Source organism: Bradyrhizobium tropiciagri (assembly GCF_018130545.1).
GTDB lineage: Bacteria > Pseudomonadota > Alphaproteobacteria > Rhizobiales > Xanthobacteraceae > Bradyrhizobium > Bradyrhizobium tropiciagri_A.
In genome coordinates, this window is sequence record NZ_JAFCKF010000002.1 from 996,675 (window position 1) to 1,014,666 (window position 17,992).

Sequence of the window (17,992 nt, forward strand, 5' to 3'; positions counted from 1 at the left end):
CAGTGCTCTGCGCCGTCAACGGAGCCGTATGGCCGCGTTTGGCGTTTCGATCTCAACTCTCCTCGCCGCGTTCATCGCGGTCAGCGCGCTCGACGTCGTCGAGTCGACGCCGGCCGCCGCGCAGGCGTTCACCTACAATCCGCGTCCGCCGAAGCCGCCCCGCCCGCCGGCCAAGAATGACGGGCAGATGCTCGTCCAGGCGACCGAGGTCGACTACGACTACAACAACTCGCGCATCTCGGCGGTCGGCAACGTCCAGATGTTCTACAACGGCACCAGCGTCGAGGCCGACAAGGTCATCTACGACCAGAAGACCAAGCGTCTTCATGCCGAAGGCAACATCCGCATGACCGATGCGGAAGGCAAGATCACCTACGCCAACATCATGGATCTCAGCGACGACTACCGCGACGGTTTCGTCGATTCGCTGCGCGTCGATACCGAAGACCAGACCCGGATGGCGGCGACTCGCGCCGATCGGTCCAGCGGCAACTACACGGTGTTCGACAACGGCGTTTATACCGCCTGCGCGCCCTGTAAGGATGATCCGAAGAAGCCGCCGCTCTGGCAGGTCAAGGGCGCGCGCATCATCCATGACCAGACCGAGAAGATGCTCTATTTCGAGAACGCCCAGCTCGAATTCTTCGGCGTTCCGATGGCCTATCTGCCCTACTTCTCGACGCCCGATCCGACGGTGAAGCGCAAGAGCGGCTTCCTGATGCCGGGCTTCACCTCGTACACTGCGTTCGGCTACGGCGTCGAAATCCCGTATTATTGGGCGATCGCGCCTGACATGGACGCGACCTTCAATCCGCGCGTCACGTCCAAGCAGGGCGTGCTGCTGCAGACCGAATTCCGTCAGCGCCTGTCGAACGGCTCCTATCAGGTCCGGCTGTACGGCATCGACCAGACCGATCCCGGCGCGTTCGCCGGTCAGCCCGGTGATCGCCAGTTCCGCTGGGGCGTCGACACCAAGGGTCAGTTCGCACTGAACGACAAATGGGTGTTTGGTTGGGACGGCGTGGTGCTGTCCGATTACTTCTTCATGTCCGACTACCGGCTCGCCCAGTACAAGGACCCGTTCGGATCGTTCCTGTCGCTGCCGACCGAGGCGATCTCGCAGCTTTATCTGACCGGCGTCGGCAATCGCAGCTTCTTCGACGCGCGCGCGATCTACTATCTCAGCTACTCGGGTAACCAGAATCAGGTTCCCGTGGTCGCGCCTGTGATCGACTACAACAACGTGATCAACAGTCCGATCCTGGGCGGCGAGTTCAGCTACAAGATGAACTTCGTCAACCTGACCCGCGAAACCGCGGTGTTCGACCCGATCACGACGACCGCGAACACCAACAGCCTGTGCCTGACCACGTCAGCCGATCCGATGGCGCGGACACCGTCGCAGTGCCTGCTGCGCGGAATGCCTGGCACCTACACACGGCTGACGGCCGAGGCGCAGTGGCGCAAGTCCTACACCGACCCGCTCGGCCAGATATGGACGCCGTTCGTCAGCGTGCGCGCCGACGCCATCAACGCAGACATCTCGAACCAGCCCGGCGTGTCCAACTACCTGCCGGTCGGCGACACCCAGACGGTCCGCCTGATGCCGACCGTCGGCTTCGAATACCGCTATCCCTTCATCAACGTGCAGCCGTGGGGCACGACGACCGTCGAGCCGATCGCGCAGGTCATCATCCGGCCCAACGAGCCCAACGCCGGCAAGCTTCCGAACGAGGACGCGCAGAGCCTAGTGTTCGACACCTCGAACCTGTTCTCCGTCGACAAGTTCTCCGGCTATGACCGCGTCGAGGGCGGCAGCCGCGCCAATGTCGGCGTGCAGGCCACCACGCAGTTCGATCATGGCGGCAGCGTAAAGGCGGTGTTCGGTCAGTCCTATCAGCTGTTCGGGCTGAACTCGTTCGCGGTCGCCGACGTCACCAATACCGGCGTCGACTCCGGCCTGCAGAACGCGCGTTCGGATTACGTCGCAAGCCTCGCCTATTCGCCGAACCGCACCTACACGTTCAGCGTCCGCACGCGAATGGATGAGGCGACCTGGAACATCAACCGGTTCGAGGCCCAGGCCACCGCGAACTTCGACCGTTGGTCGGTCAGCCTGCTGTATGGCGACTACGCGGCACAGCCGGAACTCGGCTATCTGACGCGCCGCGAAGGCATCCTGGCCAGCGGATCGGTCAAGGTGGCGGCGAACTGGGTGGTTCAGGGTGCGGCGCGCTGGGACCTTGAAGCGAACAAGATCAACCAGTATGCGATCGGCGCGGGCTACGTGGACGACTGCTTCGTGCTGGCTGCCAATTATGTCACGTCCTATACCTATCAGGCCGGCTCGACGCCTCCTGTCCTCAGCCACGCGATCATGTTCCAGATCGGGCTGCGAACGATCGCCCAGACCTCGACGACCAGCAGTTCGGCTGGCATGCAGTAAACGAGCGGGGGCTTGTTTTGCCCGCGGGCCTGTGGCCCTCGGCTTGAATTGGTTTAAACGGCTGACATGACGATAATGACGACCGCCGCTCGCCTGCTAACGCGCCGCCATTCACTCGTGCTGAGCTCCCTGCTGGCTCTAGTCCTGCTGTTGGGGGCTAGTGCTCGGCTGCATGCCCAGACCATCGCCGTGATGGTCAATGGCGAGCCCATCACCAATTTCGACATCGAACAGCGCTCCAAGCTGAACGCGCTGACCGGCGGCAAGGTCCCCGATCGAAAGGCCGTCCTCGACGATCTGATCGACGAGAAGCTGAAGATCAAGGAAGCCAAGAAGTTTGGCGTCGACCCCTCCGCCAGCGACATCGATCAGTCTTATGGCGGCATGGCGCAACGGATGCGGCTGTCCAACGACCAGCTGACCAAGGTGCTCGAGGGCAAAGGCATCCGTCCGGATACGCTGAAGCAGCGCATCAGGGCCGACATGGTGTGGACCAGCCTGGTCCGTGGCCGCTTCAAGGAGAGCCTGCAGGTCGGCGAAAAGGACGTCGCTACCGCGGTCAAGGAGACCGGCGATGCCCCCGACGCCGACGCCTTCGAATACAGGATGCAACCGGTCGTCCTGATCGTGCCGCGCGGCGCTGCGCAGTCGGAGTTCGAGACACGCCGCAAGGAAGCGGACAGCTTGCGCGAGCGCGTGACCAGTTGCGAAGAGGCCAACACCTTCTTCAAGTCGATGCGCAACGCCGCGATCCGCGAGATCGTCGTGAAGACATCGGCCGACCTGCCGCAGTCGCTGCGCGACATCCTGGACAAGACCCCGGTCGGTCACCTCACCCCTCCCGAGGTCACCAAGCAGGGCGTCGAAATGGTCGCCCTCTGCGGCCGGAAGGCAACCACCGTGGACACGCCGAAGAAGCGTGAGATGCGGGACAAGATGTACGTGCAGAAGTACGAGGCGAAGTCGAAGGCCTACCTGCAGGAAGTCCGCAAGGCCGCGATGATCGAATATCCAGGCAAGCGATGATCGACTATCGTTGACGCATGGCTCAACCTCTCGCACTGACATCCGGCGAGCCCGCAGGCATCGGCCCCGACATCACGCTCGCGGCATGGTTGCGGCGCCGCGAGCTCGATCTCCCGCCCTTCTATCTGCTTGGTGACCGCGCCGCGCTTGCCGAACGCGCCAAGGCGCTCGGGCTTGCCGTCGAATTTGCCGAGGTCAGAGCCGAGGAGGCCCCCGCAGCGTTTGCACGCGCCCTGCCCGTCGTCACAATCGGCAAGGCAGCGACGGCGCAACCCGGCAAGCCCGACGGGACCAGCGCCGATGCGGCGCTGGCGTCGATCCGCCAGGCCGTCGCCGATGTCGCGTCAGGCAAGGCCAGCGCCGTCGTCACCAATCCGATCGCCAAGAACGTGTTGTACCGTGCCGGATTCCGTCATCCCGGCCACACCGAATTCCTCGCCGAGCTGGCCGCCCGCGGCGGCGCTGCGCCGCAGCCGGTGATGATGCTGTGGTCGCCGGCGCTGGCCGTCGTTCCGGTGACGATCCACGTGTCGGTGCGCGACGCACTGGCGCAATTGACGACCGACCTGATCGTGTCGACCGCGCGGATCGTGGTCGCCGACATGAAGGCGCGGTTCGGCCTCGCGGCGCCGCGGCTCGCCATTGCCGGCCTCAACCCGCATGCCGGTGAAGACGGCACGCTCGGCATGGAGGACGTCGAGATCGTCGCGCCCGCGGTCGAGATCCTGCGCCGCGACGGCATTGCCGCCCGCGGCCCGCTGCCCGCCGACACCATGTTCCACGCCGCCGCGCGAAAAACCTATGACTGTGCGCTCTGCATGTATCACGACCAGGCGCTGATCCCGATCAAGACCGTCGCGTTCGAGGATGCCGTCAACGTCACGCTGGGCCTGCCGTTCATCCGGACCTCGCCGGATCACGGCACCGCGTTCGACATCGCGGGCACCGGCAAGGCCAATCCCTCTAGCCTGATCGCCGCGCTGCGGCTCGCCGCGCGCATGGCCGCGGCGTCGTGCTAAGTGAGCGCGATCGACGATCTGCCGCCGCTGCGCGACATCATTCGCGAGCATTCGTTGTCGGCGCGCAAATCGCTCGGCCAGAATTTCCTGCTCGATCTCAACCTGACCGCGCGCATCGCCCGCGCCGCGGGCCCGCTGGAAGACTGCACCGTGATCGAGGTCGGGCCCGGCCCCGGCGGATTGACACGCGCACTGCTTGCGATGGGTGCCAAGCGCGTGATCGCCATCGAGCGCGACGAGCGGGCGATTGATGCGCTCGACTACATCGTCAAGCGCTACCCCGGCCGCATCGAGATCGTGCATGGCGATGCGCAGCACTTCGATCCGCGCCCTTTGCTTGACGGGGCCAAGGCCAAGATCGTCGCCAACCTGCCCTACAACATCGCGACCCAGCTCTTGGTCGACTGGCTGTCGATCGAGCCGTGGCCGCCCTGGTACGACACCATGGTCTTGATGTTCCAGCGCGAGGTCGCCGAACGCATCGTCGCCCATGAGGACGAGGAGGCCTATGGCCGGCTCGCGGTGCTCGCCAACTGGCGCGCCGAGACCAAGATCCTGTTCGACATCTCGCCCGCAGCCTTCGTGCCGCAGCCGAAGGTAACGTCCTCGGTGGTACGATTGATACCGCGCGCCGTGCCCGAGCCGTGCGACCGCCGCATGCTCGAGCAGGTCGCCGCCGCGGCCTTCGGCCAGCGCCGCAAGATGCTGCGCCAAAGCCTGAAATCGCTCTCGGTCGATCCGGCGCGGCTGGCGGCCGCAGCCGGTATCGACACGACGCGGCGCGCCGAGACCATCCCGGTCTCGGGGTTTGTTGCCATGGCGAGGGAATTGGCCGATATACGGTCCACAAAATAGAACAACAGGAGAAAACGTCATGGCGCGTATGGTTCGCCAATCCCTCGTCAAATTCGACGCACCGCTGTGCGAAACCATCGTCGACACACCGAAGCCGCAGGGACGCGAAGTGCTTGTCCGCATCGAGCGCTGCGGCCTGTGCCATTCCGATCTCCACATCCAGGACGGCTACGCCGATCTCGGCGGCGGCAAGAAGCTCGACACCACCCGCGGCATGACCCTGCCCTTCACGCTCGGCCATGAGATCGCGGGCATCGTCGACGAGGTCGGACCCGATGCACCGAAGGATCTGGTCGGCACCAAGAAGGCGGTCTTCCCCTGGATCGGCTGCGGCCAGTGCCGCGACTGTCTCGCCGGCGACGAGAACCTCTGCGTCAAGCAGCGCTTCCTCGGCGTCTCGATCGACGGCGGCTTCGCCACCCACGTGCTGGTGCCCGACGCCAAGTACCTGCTCGACTACGATCCGCTACCGGTCAATCAGGCCGCCACGCTGATGTGCTCCGGCGTCACCGCCTATGGCGCGCTGAAGCGCCTGGTCGACCGTCCGCGCCAGCGCAACCTGCTGCTGATCGGCCTCGGCGGCGTCGGCATGATGGGCCTGTCGTTCGCGCAGGCGATGTTCAAGCAGCCGATCACGGTGGCCGATCTCAGCCCAGCGGCGCGCGAGACCGCGCTGAAGAACGGCGCCGCGGCGGCCTACGATCCGGCGGAGCCCGATGTCGTCAAGCGCATGCTGAAGGAAAGCGACGGCGGCTTCGACGGCGTCGTCGACTTTGCCGGCAACGAGAAGTCGATGGCGTTTGCGGTGTCGACGGTGGCACGCGGCGGCAAGATCGTGGTGTCCGGCCTGATGGGCGGCCAGTTCACGCTGCCGATGGTGCAATGGGTCTACAAGCGCATGACCATCGAAGGCTTCATGGTGGGCACGCTGGCCGAAGGCCAGGAGCTGATGGCGCTCGCCCGTGCCGGCAAGATCAAGCCGACGCCGATGAAGGAAGAGCCGATGGCCGACGTCCAGAAATGGATCGACGAGCTGCGCGCCGGCAAGGTCGTGGGACGCATCGTACTGAAGAATTAGCAAGGACGTCCCGCCGGCCTCGCCCGACAAAAATGGGAGAGGACGCGAATGAGGAGGACACGTTCGACGATCCAGGCATGGGCGGCGCTTGCGTTCGCCCTTGCCGTGACGCCGGCCCTTGCGCAAAAGCGTTACGGGCCCGGCGTCACCGACAGCGACATCAAGATCGGCACCACGACGCCCTATAGCGGTCCGGCGTCGGCCTATTCGGCCGGCGCGATCTCGATCACCGCCTATTTCGCGATGATCAACGATCAGGGCGGCGTCAACGGCCGCAAGATCAACTTCATCAGCCTCGACGATGCCTACAGCCCGCCCAAGACGGTCGAGCAGATCCGCCGCCTGATCGAGAGCGACGAGGTGCTGTTCCTGGTCAACCCGGTCGGCACCGCGCCCAACATGGCGGTGGTCAAATACATCAACCAGAAGCAGGTGCCGCATCTGTTCGTCGGATCAGGCGCGACGATTTTCAACGATCCCGAGCATTATCCGTGGACGATGAGCTGGACACCGCACTACGCGTCCGAAGGCGAGATTTACGCCAAGCACATCCTGTCGACGCTCCCGGACGCCAGGATCGGCATCCTCGCGCAGAACGACGATCTGGGCCGCGACTACATCCTGGGCTTCAAGCGCGGGCTCGGCGACAAGGCCGCGACGATGATCGTGTCGCAGCAGGCCTACAACACCAGCGATCCCACGGTGGATTCGCAGATCGTGTCGCTGAAGGCCGCGGGCGCCAATGTGCTGTTCATCGCCGCGGTGCCGAAATTCGCGGCGCAAGCGATCCGCAAGGCCTACGATATCGACTGGCACCCGCAGGAATTCCTCTCCAGCGTCGGCTCCTCGATCGCGGGCGCGATCCGTCCCGCGGGCTTCGAGGCCGCCAAGGGCGTGATCTCCGCAGCCTATCAGAAAGACCCTGCCGATCCGCAATGGAAGGACGATCCTGCCATGCAGGCCTGGAACCTCTGGATGGACAAGTACAATCCGCATGTCGACAAGAGCGACTATTACGCACCCTACGGCTACAACATCGGCTACGCGGTGGTGCAGATCCTCAAGCAGTGCGGCAACGAGCTGACGCGCGAGAACGTCATGAAGCAGGCCTCGCATCTCGACATGGCGCTGCCGCTGCTGCTGCCCGGCATCCGTCTGCGGACCTCGCCGACCGATTTACGGCCGATCAAGCAAATGCGTCTGGTCCGCTTCAACGGCGAGCGCTACGTGCTGTTCAGCGACGTGCTCGAGAGCAATTAGGCGGGCTTGCGATCGGTTCCGTAGCCATCGGCTCGCCGCAATTGCGGCACGCCGCAAGCCTCAATTAAGCCCTACCCGTTCCGGATTTGCGGCGCATTGCGACCCAACTCTTTACCGAGATTGGTTGCACCAGCGTTTGCGTAAAAAAGAATACCGGGGACGCGTATGTCAAATCGTTCAGCGAAATTCGCTGCGGCGCTTGCCGCCAGCATTGTGGCCGGGGCCAACTTTGGCGCCGTGGCCCAGAACGCCGCCGCTCCGGCGGTAACCAATACGGCGAATACCAAGACCGCCGACACCTGTCAGTCCGCGCCGAAGGGAACCGCGCCGGCGGGGAGCCACTGGTTCTATCACCTCGACCGCAGCACCCAGAAGAAGTGCTGGTACCTCGGTGACGCCAGGAACAAGGTTGTCGCCAAGACCGCGACTGCGCAGCAGCAGCCCGCGGCTGCGCCCGATACCGCAACAGCCGACGCCGCACCGCCACAGGCGCCACCGCAGAGCCAGCCAGCGCCGGCGCCGCAGCCGGCGATGCGCAAATCGGTCGCCAACGCCCATGCCGAATGGCCCTCGCAGCAGGCAGCTGCCGCGCCCGTTGCAAGCCCCGATGCCGGTCAGGCCGGCGGCACGACGGCCTCGACCGATCCGGTGGCATCAGCGGCGCCCGCCGGTGCCAACACCCAGCCATCAGACGTCAACGCCAGGTGGCTGGATGCATCGAGCATGGCCGGAACCAACGGCACCCGGCACGCTGCGGACCAGCCGACCGTGGTCGCGCAGGCCGATGCGACGGCGCAACAGGCGGCCGCGCCGGCACCGGCCGCCCCTGCGACAGCCGATGCGTCCGTCGAGAAGTCTTCCTCCTCGACACAGATGCTGCTGATCGTGATGGTCGGTGCTCTGGCGCTCGCCGGCCTCGTCAGCGCGCTGGTGTTCCGCCTGACGCGCACGCGGACGCCGCCCTACAAGATCAAGGACGAGTGGCACGCACCCTGGGATTCCCTCCACACCGAGCCGGCGCCGCCGATGGCGGTCGTCAGCCGTGACCGTCCACTGCGCTTGTCGGAGGCGACACCGCGCCGTGCCGAGACACCGGTTCCGCGCCGCGCCGAGACGCCGGCCCCGCGTCGTGAGGCGGCACGTGATCCGGCTCAGGCCGAGCAGGACAATCGGCAGATCGCGGCGATGCTGCAGCGGCTGGCACGCAGCGCGGCGAACTAGGTCAGCAAGGAAATGGTTCGTGATGCGATCCCTGCGATCGCATCACGATTTCGGGGACGACCTCTTGAGGGGACTACTTCTCGAGCTGACGCTGCAGGCCGCGCACGAATTCGGTGAGACCGGTGCGGCGCTCGCGCTTCAGCCGCTCGGCCTTCAGGATCGACTGCACTTCGGCAAAGGCGTCGTCGACGTTCTGGTTGACGACGATGTAGTCGTATTCCGCCCAGTGGCTCAGTTCGTGACTGGCGCGGTTCATCCGCCCGCGGATGACCTCTTCGGAATCCTGCGCGCGGGTATGCAGCCGCTTCTCGAGATCGGCGGCCGACGGCGGCAGGATGAACACCCGCACCACGTCGACGCTGGCTTTCTGGTGAAGCTGCTGCGTGCCCTGCCAGTCGATGTCGAACAGAACATCCTGCCCCACCGATAGCGCTGCCTCGACCGGCGCGCGCGGCGTGCCGTAGAGATTGTCAAACACGGTCGCCCATTCGAGCAGTTCACCCTGCTCGACCATGTTCTCGAACTTCTTCTTGTCGACGAAGAAATAGTCGCGGGCCTCGACTTCGCCCGGCCGCTTCGGGCGCGTCGTCGCCGACACCGACATTTTCAGGCCCGGCTCGCGCTCGAGCAGCATGCGCGACAGCGTCGTCTTGCCGGCGCCCGAGGGCGACGACAGGACGAACATCAGTCCGCGCCGCTCAACGCCGTCAAAGCCCTGCGCCGTCATCGTTCACTCCAGATTCTGGACCTGTTCGCGGAACTGCTCGACCACGTTCTTCATTTCGAGGCTGGTGTTGGTCAGCTCGACATCGTTCGACTTCGAGCAGCAGGTGTTGACCTCGCGGTTGAATTCCTGGGCGAGGAAGTCGAGCCGCCGCCCGACCGGACCGCCCTTGCCGATCATCTCGCGCGCCTGGGCGACGTGCGAGGCGATGCGGTCGAGCTCTTCGCGGATATCGGCCTTGGTGGCGATCAGGATCGCCTCCTGGCTCAGCCGGTCGGCATCGAAGCGATCGGAGGTCTCGAGCAGCGCGGCGATCTGCTCGGCCAGCCGCGCCTTGATCGCCTCGGGCTTGCGGCCCGGCGCCGTCTCGGCGCGCTTGGCGAGCCGCTCGATCTCATCCATCCGCTGCATCAGGATCTGGCCCAGCGCATCGCCCTCGCGGCGGCGCATCTCGACGAGACTGCCGAGCGCCTGCTCGAAGGCCTTCGCCGCCGCCTCGCGTGCCGCCTTGTCCTCGTCCTCATTGCTATCGGGCTCGACCACCTCGATGACGCCCTTGATGCCGAGCAGTCCGTCGATGCTCGGCGCCACCGCGTCGATCTGCTGCGCCAGGGTACCAGCGACCTTCACGACGGCGGCCAGCACGTCCTCATTGATACGGATGGTCTGCGCCGCGTCGGCGCGCTTGACGCTCAGATTGGCGTAGACCGTGCCGCGCGACAGCAACTCGCCGGCGCGCTTCTTGGCCAGCGCCTCCAGTTCGTCCCAGCCGGGCGGCAGCCGCAGCCGCAGATCGAAGCCCTTGGCATTGACCGATTTCAGCTCCCACTCGAACGTATAGGGACCACTCGCGCCATGGCTTCGGGCAAAGCCAGTCATGCTCGACAGCGCCATCGCGTGAACTCTCCAACAGAAGGATATGGGACTCACCCGGAGCCGAAGAGACTCCTGGGAAGCCGTGTGACCTTAAAACGGATTCCGTGAAAGTGGAATTACGTCCACCCTCGGAAAATGCAGAGCTACAGCATGATCCGGAAAAGTGCGTAGCGGTTTTCCGAAAGATCATGCTCAAACAAGAAGCTAAAGCGCGATGACGCTCGCGCTTTAGCGCTGCACAACGGGCGGCGAAGTGGTCTGCTGGGCTGCGCCCTGGCGACCGCCGCGCGGCGGCTTCTTCTGATTGGTGGGCTTCGGCGGCGTCGTCGCCGTGGGATTGGTGTCGGCCGCCCCGGGCGTCGCAGCGGCGGCAGGCGCCGGATCATCCGCGGGCTCGACGGTGTCGTTCTGGATCTGCTTTTCCGAGGCGCGCAGCTTGGCGACGTTCTTGGCGTGCTGGTCGTAGGTCTCGGTAAAGGCGTGGCCGCCGGTTCCGTCGGCGACGAAGAACAGGTCACGCGTGCGCGCCGGGTTGGCGGTCGCCTCCAGCGAGGCGCGGCCGGGATTGGCGATCGGTCCGGGCGGCAGCCCGTCGATCACATAGGTGTTGTAGGGCGACGGCTGCGTGATCTCGCTGCGCTTGATCGGCCGTCCCAGCGTACCCTTGCCGCCGACCAGTCCATAGATGATGGTCGGATCGGACTGCAGCTTCATGCGTTGGCGCAGGCGGTTGACGAACACGGCGGCGACGCGGCTGCGCTCGTCGGCGCGGCCGGTTTCCTTCTCGACGATCGAAGCCAGCGTCACCAGCTGGTCCGGCGATTTCAGCGGCGTATCGGTGTTGCGGCGTTCCCAGATCTCCGCGAGCACGCGCTTCTGCGCCTGCTGCAGGCGCTGGATCACCTGGTCGCGCGTGGTGCCGCGCGGGAATTTGTAGGTCTCCGGCAGCAGCGTGCCCTCGCGCGGAATCTCGCGCACCGAGCCGGTGAAGATGTCGTTGTCGGAGAGCCGCGACACGATCTGCTCGGAGGTCAGGCCTTCCGGAATCGTGATGGCGTGCTGCACCACCTTGCCGTCGACGATGGTGGCGATGACGTCGCGCAGGCTCGCATTTTTCTGGAACGAATATTCGCCGGGCTTGAGATCCGAGCTCGCCTTGAGCGCAAACACGCCGCCGATGAAGACCCACGGATTGACGTTGATGACGCCCTCGCGCGACAGCACGTCGGCGATGTCACGCTTGCCGGCGCGCGCGGGGATGTTGACGATCTTGTCTTCCTGCAGCGGTCCCGGCGATTCCAGCGCCTGCTTGCCGTAGTAGTACGTCGCGCCGGCGCCGAGCATCAGGATAATCAGGATCGTGAAAATGGCATTGCCGACGATCACGAAAGGATTGCGTGCGCGATCCGAGCGCTTGGGCGGCGGCGGAACCTGTTCGGGCTCCAGCGCAGCACGTGGACTCCTCGGAGAAATGGGCGGCCTCTCACTCATCGATGCAAACCAATATCCTGCCGGTTGAATCGTGGCCGGACAAACCCCTGCCCTGCCAATAGCATACGCCCGCTATTAGGAGTCACCGCGGAATACGGCAAAACGGTGGACTAGTTCTAAAGTCCCATTCCGACTGAATCGGAACGGGACTTCAGCTTCTTATTTTGACGCGTTTTCTTCACGCGAACCGGTACCCACTTCGCTCGAAAACGCTCTCAAGACCGACTAATTGGTCACGCGCTGCACGATCACGGAGGCGTTGGTGCCGCCGAAACCGAAGGAATTGGACAGCGCCACATTGACGTCACGCTTGCGCGACGTGTGCGGCACGAGATCGATCGCGGTTTGCACCGACGGATTGTCGAGATTGATGGTCGGCGGCACCGCATTATCGCGAATCGCCAGCACCGCGAAAATCGCCTCGATCGCGCCGGCCGCACCGAGCAGATGTCCGGTCGCGGACTTGGTCGACGACATCGACACCTTCGAGGCCGCATTGCCGAGCAGACGCTCGACGGCGCCGAGCTCGATCTCGTCGCCGACCTGCGTCGAGGTGCCGTGCGCGTTGATGTAGTCGAGATCGGATGCCGCGAGGCCGGCGCGCTTCAACGCCATGCTCATGCTGCGGAAGCCGCCATTGCCGTCCGGCGGCGGCGACGTGATGTGGAAGGCATCGCCCGACAGGCCGTAGCCGGTGACCTCGGCGTAGATCTTGGCGCCGCGCCGCTTGGCGTGTTCGTATTCCTCGAGCACCAGGACGCCGGCGCCCTCGCCCATCACGAAACCGTCGCGATCCTTGTCGTAGGGCCGCGATGCCTTGGTCGGAGTGTCGTTGAAGCCGGTGGACAGCGCGCGTGCCGCGCAGAAGCCGGCGATGCCGATGCGCGAGATCGGCGATTCGGCGCCACCCGCAACCATGACCTCGGCGTCGCCGAGCGCGATCAGCCGCGCCGCATCGCCGACGGCATGCGCGCCGGTCGAGCACGCCGTGACGACGGCGTGATTGGGCCCCTTCAGGCCGTGCTCGATCGAGACATAGCCGGACGCCAGATTGATCAGGCGGCCCGGAATGAAGAACGGAGAAATCCTGCGCGGTCCACGCTCCTTCAGGAGCACCGCGGTCTCGGCGATGCCGGTGAGGCCGCCGATGCCGGAGCCGATCATCGTGCCGGTGGCGAACTGGTCCTCATCGGAGGTCGGATGCCAATTGGCATCGTCCAGCGCCTGCCTGGCCGCGCACATCGCGTAGAGGATGAAGTCGTCGACCTTGCGCTGGTCCTTCGGCTCCATCCACTGATCGGGATTGAAGGTACCGCCAGAGCCGTCGCCGCGCGGAATGTAGCAGGCGATCTGGCTCGGCAGGTCGGACACCTCGAAGGTGTCGATCTTCTTGCCGCCGCTGTCCCCGGCGAGGATGCGCGTCCAAGTTGCGTCAACGCCGCAGCCGAGCGGTGTAAGCATGCCCAGCCCCGTGACGACAACCCGTCTCATATCCACGTCTCCGGCCAGCAATGCGCGGCTGATAATAAGAAGCCGGGGGACCGCTCGATCGCGGTCCGTCCGGCCCCGTCAACTTCGCGATCGGCGTTAGCTCTTCGCGTTCTTCTCAAGAAACTTGGTCGCGTCGCCGACGGTGAGAATCGTCTCCGCCGCGTCGTCGGGAATCTCGCAACCGAATTCTTCTTCGAAAGCCATCACGAGCTCGACCGTGTCGAGGCTGTCGGCGCCGAGGTCATCGATGAAGCTCGCGCCATCGACCACCTTCTCGGGCTCGACACCAAGGTGCTCGACCACAATCTTCTTAACCCGCTCGCCAATCTCACTCATCGTTCAACCTCGTTGTTCCATTGGACCCGACCCCAAGACGCTACGAGCCATCGTGGTCGTCTCGATTACTCAATCGCGCATAGTCTTGATTCGGCCCGGTCGTAGCCGACTAAAGCCCCGGCGAACGGCAGGCGTCGCCACGCCAATATACAGGGTTTCAAAATCCTGCAATGGCGTTCTTCGCCCATCCACGGGGGCTTCAGCTACCATACTTCCAAAGCCTTGACTACACGCCTGAACCGGCTCCCGAAAACGGCTTTTCGCCGCATTGCGAGAACCGGCAAATAGCTCAAATCATGGCCATCCCACCGTTGACGTGAATCGTCTGTCCGGTGACGTAGGCGGCCTCGTTGGAGGCCAGATAGACGGCCGCCGCAGCGATATCCTCGGGCGTTCCAAGCCGCGCCGCAGGAACCTTCGCCAGGATGGCTTCACGCTGCTTGTCGTTCAGCGCGTCGGTCATCGGCGTCTTGATGAAGCCGGGTGCGATGCAGTTGGCGGTCACGCCGCGCTTGGCGTATTCGGCGCCCAGCGTCTTGATCAGGCCAATGATGCCGGCCTTCGACGCGGTGTAATTGCCCTGCCCCGGATTGCCGGTGACGCCGACGATCGAGGTGATCGCGATGATGCGGCCAAAGCGCTTGCGCATCATCAATTTGGTCGCCGCACGTGCGAGGCGGAAGGTCGCGGTCAGGTTCACCGCAATCACGTCATCCCAATCCTCGTCGCGCAGCTGCACGAACAGATTGTCGCGGGTGATGCCGGCATTCGCGATCAGGATGTCGACCTGGCCCATCGCAGCTTCCGCCGCCGGCACCAGCGCCTCGACATCATCCTTGCTGGAGAGATTGCACGGCAGCACATGAACGCGCTCGCCGAGCTTGGCCGCGAAGCCGTCCAGTACCTCGCGCCGCGTCCCCGAAATCGCAACGGTGGCACCCTGCGCGTGCAGCGCCTGCGCGATCGCGCCGCCGATTCCGCCGGTGGCGCCCGTGACGAGCGCCGTCTTGCCAGTCAGATCAAACATCGAATTCTCCTTCCGGCTCTTTACGCCGACGCTGCCAGCGCATCCTTGGCTGCAGCAATATCGTTCGGACCGCCGACGGAGACGCCGACCGCGCCATCGGCAATGCGCTTGACGAGGCCGCTCAGCACCTTGCCGGCGCCGATCTCGAAGAACCGCGTCACGCCCTGTCCGGCCATATAGCCAACCGACTCGCGCCAACGAACCGTGCCCGTGACCTGTTCGACCAGGCGGCGGCGGATCTCGTCGGGATCAGTAATCGCCGAGGCCAGCACGTTGGAAACCAGCGGCGACGCGGGCGCCTTGATGGTGACGCCGGCCAGCGCCTCTGCCATCGCATCGGCCGCCGGCTGCATCAGCTTGCAGTGGAACGGGGCCGACACCGGCAGCAGCATCGCGCGTTTTGCCCCTTTGGTCTTGGCGATCTCAACCGCGCGGTCGACGGCGGCCTTGTCGCCGGAGACCACCACCTGGCCACCGCCATTGTCGTTGGCGGCCTGGCAGACCTGGCCCTGCGCAGCCTCGTTGGCGACGGCGACCGCGGCCTCATAATCGAGGCCGAGCAGCGCGGCCATCGCACCGACGCCGACCGGCACCGCCTTCTGCATGGCAAGGCCGCGGGTGCGTAGCAGCCGCGCGGTATCGCTGACGGTCAGGCTGCCGGCGGCGGCCAGCGCCGAGTATTCGCCGAGCGAGTGCCCGGCGACGAAGGCGGCGTTGCGGCTCACCGAGAAGCCGGCCTCGCTCTCCAGCACGCGCAGCGTGGCGATCGAGACCGCCATCAGCGCCGGCTGGGCATTTTCGGTCAGTTGCAGCGTCTCGCCCGGACCATCCCAGATGATCGCGGTCAGCTTCTCGCCGAGCGCTGCATCGACCTCGTCGAACACCGCCTTGGCGACCGGAAAGGCGTCGGCCAGGGCCTTGCCCATGCCAACCGCCTGCGAGCCCTGCCCGGGAAACGTAAATGCTGCCGTCATCGGCGATCCCTACCTTGTTGAGCGTGATCCCCGCGCAAGCGCCTCGCCTGCCGCAGGGGAAAACGGTATCCGCGTCGCGCGATGCGCGCCACAGCGGGTCCGGGCCAATCCCTTACAACCAAGCCTTGCAACCGGCTCCAGACCGGGCCGTAAGACACTGATGGGGGGCGCGCTGTCAAGCCGCGCGGCAGGAACCCTGGGGATGCCGGACGGGTTCGGCCCTAAAATCCGCCGGCATTCTGGTCGGCGTTAACCTTGCCCCCGGCCCGCGCCCGGCGGGCGCTGTTGACCAGCTGGCCCGGGCGGTCCTCGTGGGCGGGCCTGGCAGTCGCCAGCCGCAGCACGGCGGCGTAGCCCGGCTGCACCTCCATCCGCTCGGCATAGCGGCTTCCGCTGAGGATACGGTGGACGCGCGGCAGGTTGTAGCAGGGCACGTAGAACAGCAGGTGATGCTCGAGGTGATAGTTCACGTAATACGGCGCGATGAACAGCCGTTCGAGGATATTGGCCCGCGTGGTGCGGGTATTGCGCAAGGGATCGGAGCTGTCGGGCACGACGGCATGTTCGGCGATGTTGCGGATCCGCGTGATCACCATCATCCAGGTCAAGAGCGGCACCAGCCATAGCAGCGGATAGGCCCACCACACGCCGGCGACGGCGAGGCCAAAGAACAGCACCGCGTTGGTGACGCATTGCGGCCCGAGCTTCTGCCAGAAGTTTGCGGCGCGCCGCGACAGCGGCCACTCCTTCGGCCCGATCGCATTGAGCAGCTGCGCCTTGCGTTGCTGGTAGCCGGTCTGTCCGGTGATGTCGCGGAGGAATTTCCGGCGGTAGCTCAGCTTCGTGATCGGAAACGGCGCCGACAGCACCAGATCCGGATCATCCTCCTGCTGCGTCCGCGCGTGATGTTGCAGATGATAGCGGCGATAGCCGCGGGTTTCCGCGAAGATCGGATAGGCACAGAACCATTGGCTCAGCGTGAGATTGGTTGTCTCGTCCGCCGAGAGACAGCCGTGCGCGCCGTCATGCATCAGGATCGCAAGCCCGAGCTGGCGCGAGCCGATGATCGCGACCGCAAGCAGATAGGTCAGCGGATTGGGCCACCATGCGACCAGCGCGATCGCACCGATGATCAGTACCCAGGCATGCGCGATCAGCGCCACGCCCTTCCACGTCGTGCGCTCGCGCACGGACACCAGTTCGTCTTCGGTCAGGAAATCGCGGGCTCGCATGCGCAGCGCGGTCATGAGCTGGTCTCCCCGTCCGTTGAAGTGCTGTGATCGCTGACCAGCCGCAGGCGCGTCGTGTCAGCAGCCGGTGTCGATGTTGCCTGCTCGCCGAGTGCGCGCAGCAATTCGCGGCACATCTCCTCGGCGCCGCGGCCCATCGCAAAACCCTCGACGATCACGCCAATCGCAATCGCCCAAAAGCGCCGCGAGCTCTCCTCGGGCGCGCGCAGCGATCGCCAGCCATGGCGTTCGACCTGGCCCGCATAGGCCCGCGCGCCCTCGCTGTGCAGGCGCTCGATGGTGCGCTCGACCAGCGGCGCGAGATCCTGCCGGCGCCGCGTCAGCGTCAGGGCCTCGGCGAAGAAGGCGACCGTGTCGGTCGCGGTCACGGTCTCGGCCAAAGCGCGGGTGTATTCGCGCGGCGTGTGGGCCTTCAGGGCGGCCTGCTCGGTCGCGCGCGCAAGATAGAGCATGTCGCGGCTGGCGGCTTCGACGAACAGCGCTTCCTTGGTGCGGAAGTAATAGGTGATCTGGCTCGGGAAGGCGTCCGCGGCCGCGGCGATATCGGAGATCGAGGTGCCCGACAGCCCGCGCTCCTTGAACAGGCGACTGGCGGCATCGAGCAACAACGAGCGCATCTTGCGCCCCGCCGACCGTGTCGCGCGGACCGCATGCTTCGGATCGGGCGCTGACGTGCCGCTCGCGGTCTCCGAACCCATCGATCGTCCTCCCGAATATATTTGTATGACATACAAACAAAGAAATCAACATGGAACCGGGCTAAGTTGTGCCGGACGGCCCGGCAGGCTAGGTCTTCCCTGCAAATCCGGAGGCCGAGGCCCCGCCGCGGACCCTTGCTTTCGCGGCCAAAATCCGTATAAGCGCGCCATTCGTGGGCTCCGGCCGGGAGCTGAACGGACGGTCTCAGCAAACTCACTT

The 17,992-nt window shown here is 65.1% G+C and carries 16 protein-coding genes; 7 read left to right on the plus strand and 9 right to left on the minus strand.

Annotated features, from left to right (window positions below):
* The first annotated feature begins 28 nt into the window (after positions 1 to 28).
* From JQ616_RS11370 to JQ616_RS11400, 7 genes are all read left to right on the plus strand, one after another.
* A complete protein-coding gene (locus JQ616_RS11370) occupies positions 29 to 2,446 on the plus strand; it encodes an LPS-assembly protein LptD (RefSeq protein WP_249136623.1) in 2,418 nt (805 codons plus the stop codon).
* Positions 2,447 to 2,521: 75 nt separating this feature from the next.
* Positions 2,522 to 3,472 carry a SurA N-terminal domain-containing protein gene (locus tag JQ616_RS11375; RefSeq protein WP_212014367.1) on the plus strand — a complete coding sequence of 317 codons (951 nt, stop codon included), beginning with the start codon at positions 2,522 to 2,524 and terminating at the stop codon, positions 3,470 to 3,472.
* A gap of 17 nt (positions 3,473 to 3,489) precedes the next feature.
* Complete coding sequence (pdxA, locus tag JQ616_RS11380; RefSeq protein ID WP_212014368.1) at positions 3,490 to 4,491, plus strand: 4-hydroxythreonine-4-phosphate dehydrogenase PdxA; 1,002 nt, start codon at positions 3,490 to 3,492, stop codon at positions 4,489 to 4,491.
* Positions 4,492 to 5,346, plus strand: coding sequence for a 16S rRNA (adenine(1518)-N(6)/adenine(1519)-N(6))-dimethyltransferase RsmA (gene rsmA, locus JQ616_RS11385; protein ID WP_212014369.1), 855 nt, complete (start codon positions 4,492 to 4,494; stop codon positions 5,344 to 5,346). It abuts the gene before it with no gap.
* Between the two features lie 19 nt (positions 5,347 to 5,365).
* Entirely contained in the window at positions 5,366 to 6,424 is a 1,059-nt protein-coding gene (locus JQ616_RS11390) for an alcohol dehydrogenase (protein WP_076860320.1), read from the plus strand.
* A 48-nt stretch (positions 6,425 to 6,472) separates the two neighbouring features.
* Positions 6,473 to 7,684: an ABC transporter substrate-binding protein gene (locus tag JQ616_RS11395; RefSeq protein WP_212014370.1), complete on the plus strand. Its 1,212-nt coding sequence runs from the start codon at positions 6,473 to 6,475 to the stop codon at positions 7,682 to 7,684.
* 165 nt (positions 7,685 to 7,849) lie between these two features.
* Entirely contained in the window at positions 7,850 to 8,905 is a 1,056-nt protein-coding gene (locus tag JQ616_RS11400) for a hypothetical protein (protein ID WP_212014372.1), read from the plus strand.
* 73 nt (positions 8,906 to 8,978) lie between these two features.
* Here the strand turns inward: JQ616_RS11400 and gmk are convergent, their stop codons facing one another.
* From gmk to JQ616_RS11445, 9 genes are all read right to left on the minus strand, one after another.
* Positions 8,979 to 9,632, minus strand: a complete 654-nt coding sequence (gene gmk / locus JQ616_RS11405) for a guanylate kinase (RefSeq protein WP_212014373.1) — start codon at positions 9,630 to 9,632, stop codon at positions 8,979 to 8,981.
* A 3-nt stretch (positions 9,633 to 9,635) separates the two neighbouring features.
* Positions 9,636 to 10,523, minus strand: a complete 888-nt coding sequence (locus JQ616_RS11410) for a YicC/YloC family endoribonuclease (protein ID WP_212014374.1) — start codon at positions 10,521 to 10,523, stop codon at positions 9,636 to 9,638.
* Positions 10,524 to 10,733: 210 nt separating this feature from the next.
* Positions 10,734 to 11,996, minus strand: coding sequence for an endolytic transglycosylase MltG (gene mltG, locus JQ616_RS11415; RefSeq protein WP_212014375.1), 1,263 nt, complete (start codon positions 11,994 to 11,996; stop codon positions 10,734 to 10,736).
* A 225-nt stretch (positions 11,997 to 12,221) separates the two neighbouring features.
* Positions 12,222 to 13,487: a beta-ketoacyl-ACP synthase II gene (fabF, locus tag JQ616_RS11420; RefSeq protein ID WP_212014376.1), complete on the minus strand. Its 1,266-nt coding sequence runs from the start codon at positions 13,485 to 13,487 to the stop codon at positions 12,222 to 12,224.
* 96 nt (positions 13,488 to 13,583) lie between these two features.
* On the minus strand, positions 13,584 to 13,823 hold the full coding sequence (locus JQ616_RS11425; RefSeq protein ID WP_011441358.1) for an acyl carrier protein: 240 nt from the start codon (positions 13,821 to 13,823) through the stop codon (positions 13,584 to 13,586).
* Positions 13,824 to 14,112: 289 nt separating this feature from the next.
* Positions 14,113 to 14,850 carry a 3-oxoacyl-[acyl-carrier-protein] reductase gene (gene fabG / locus JQ616_RS11430; RefSeq protein ID WP_018271293.1) on the minus strand — a complete coding sequence of 246 codons (738 nt, stop codon included), beginning with the start codon at positions 14,848 to 14,850 and terminating at the stop codon, positions 14,113 to 14,115.
* 20 nt (positions 14,851 to 14,870) lie between these two features.
* Entirely contained in the window at positions 14,871 to 15,824 is a 954-nt protein-coding gene (gene fabD / locus JQ616_RS11435) for an ACP S-malonyltransferase (protein ID WP_212014377.1), read from the minus strand.
* A gap of 221 nt (positions 15,825 to 16,045) precedes the next feature.
* On the minus strand, positions 16,046 to 17,071 hold the full coding sequence (locus JQ616_RS11440) for a fatty acid desaturase family protein (protein ID WP_212014379.1): 1,026 nt from the start codon (positions 17,069 to 17,071) through the stop codon (positions 16,046 to 16,048).
* A complete protein-coding gene (locus tag JQ616_RS11445) occupies positions 17,068 to 17,772 on the minus strand; it encodes a TetR/AcrR family transcriptional regulator C-terminal domain-containing protein (RefSeq protein ID WP_212014385.1) in 705 nt (234 codons plus the stop codon). Before JQ616_RS11445 ends, JQ616_RS11440 begins: the two co-directional genes overlap by 4 nt.
* Positions 17,773 to 17,992 lie beyond the last annotated feature (220 nt).

Excerpts from the sequence above, each read along its gene's own strand:
- JQ616_RS11390 (WP_076860320.1), top strand. The coding sequence starts at position 5,366 with ATGGCGCGTATGGTTCGCCAATCCCTCGTCAAATTCGACGCACCGCTG.
- JQ616_RS11445 (WP_212014385.1), bottom strand. The coding sequence starts at position 17,772 with ATGGGTTCGGAGACCGCGAGCGGCACGTCAGCGCCCGATCCGAAGCAT.
- JQ616_RS11400 (WP_212014372.1), top strand. The coding sequence starts at position 7,850 with ATGTCAAATCGTTCAGCGAAATTCGCTGCGGCGCTTGCCGCCAGCATT.
- JQ616_RS11370 (WP_249136623.1), top strand. The coding sequence starts at position 29 with ATGGCCGCGTTTGGCGTTTCGATCTCAACTCTCCTCGCCGCGTTCATC.
- JQ616_RS11440 (WP_212014379.1), bottom strand. The coding sequence starts at position 17,071 with ATGACCGCGCTGCGCATGCGAGCCCGCGATTTCCTGACCGAAGACGAA.
- JQ616_RS11410 (WP_212014374.1), bottom strand. The coding sequence starts at position 10,523 with ATGGCGCTGTCGAGCATGACTGGCTTTGCCCGAAGCCATGGCGCGAGT.
- pdxA (WP_212014368.1), top strand. The coding sequence starts at position 3,490 with ATGGCTCAACCTCTCGCACTGACATCCGGCGAGCCCGCAGGCATCGGC.
- JQ616_RS11375 (WP_212014367.1), top strand. The coding sequence starts at position 2,522 with ATGACGACCGCCGCTCGCCTGCTAACGCGCCGCCATTCACTCGTGCTG.
- gmk (WP_212014373.1), bottom strand. The coding sequence starts at position 9,632 with ATGACGGCGCAGGGCTTTGACGGCGTTGAGCGGCGCGGACTGATGTTC.
- mltG (WP_212014375.1), bottom strand. The coding sequence starts at position 11,996 with ATGAGTGAGAGGCCGCCCATTTCTCCGAGGAGTCCACGTGCTGCGCTG.
- JQ616_RS11395 (WP_212014370.1), top strand. The coding sequence starts at position 6,473 with ATGAGGAGGACACGTTCGACGATCCAGGCATGGGCGGCGCTTGCGTTC.
- JQ616_RS11425 (WP_011441358.1), bottom strand. The coding sequence starts at position 13,823 with ATGAGTGAGATTGGCGAGCGGGTTAAGAAGATTGTGGTCGAGCACCTT.
- fabG (WP_018271293.1), bottom strand. The coding sequence starts at position 14,850 with ATGTTTGATCTGACTGGCAAGACGGCGCTCGTCACGGGCGCCACCGGC.
- fabF (WP_212014376.1), bottom strand. The coding sequence starts at position 13,487 with ATGAGACGGGTTGTCGTCACGGGGCTGGGCATGCTTACACCGCTCGGC.
- fabD (WP_212014377.1), bottom strand. The coding sequence starts at position 15,824 with ATGACGGCAGCATTTACGTTTCCCGGGCAGGGCTCGCAGGCGGTTGGC.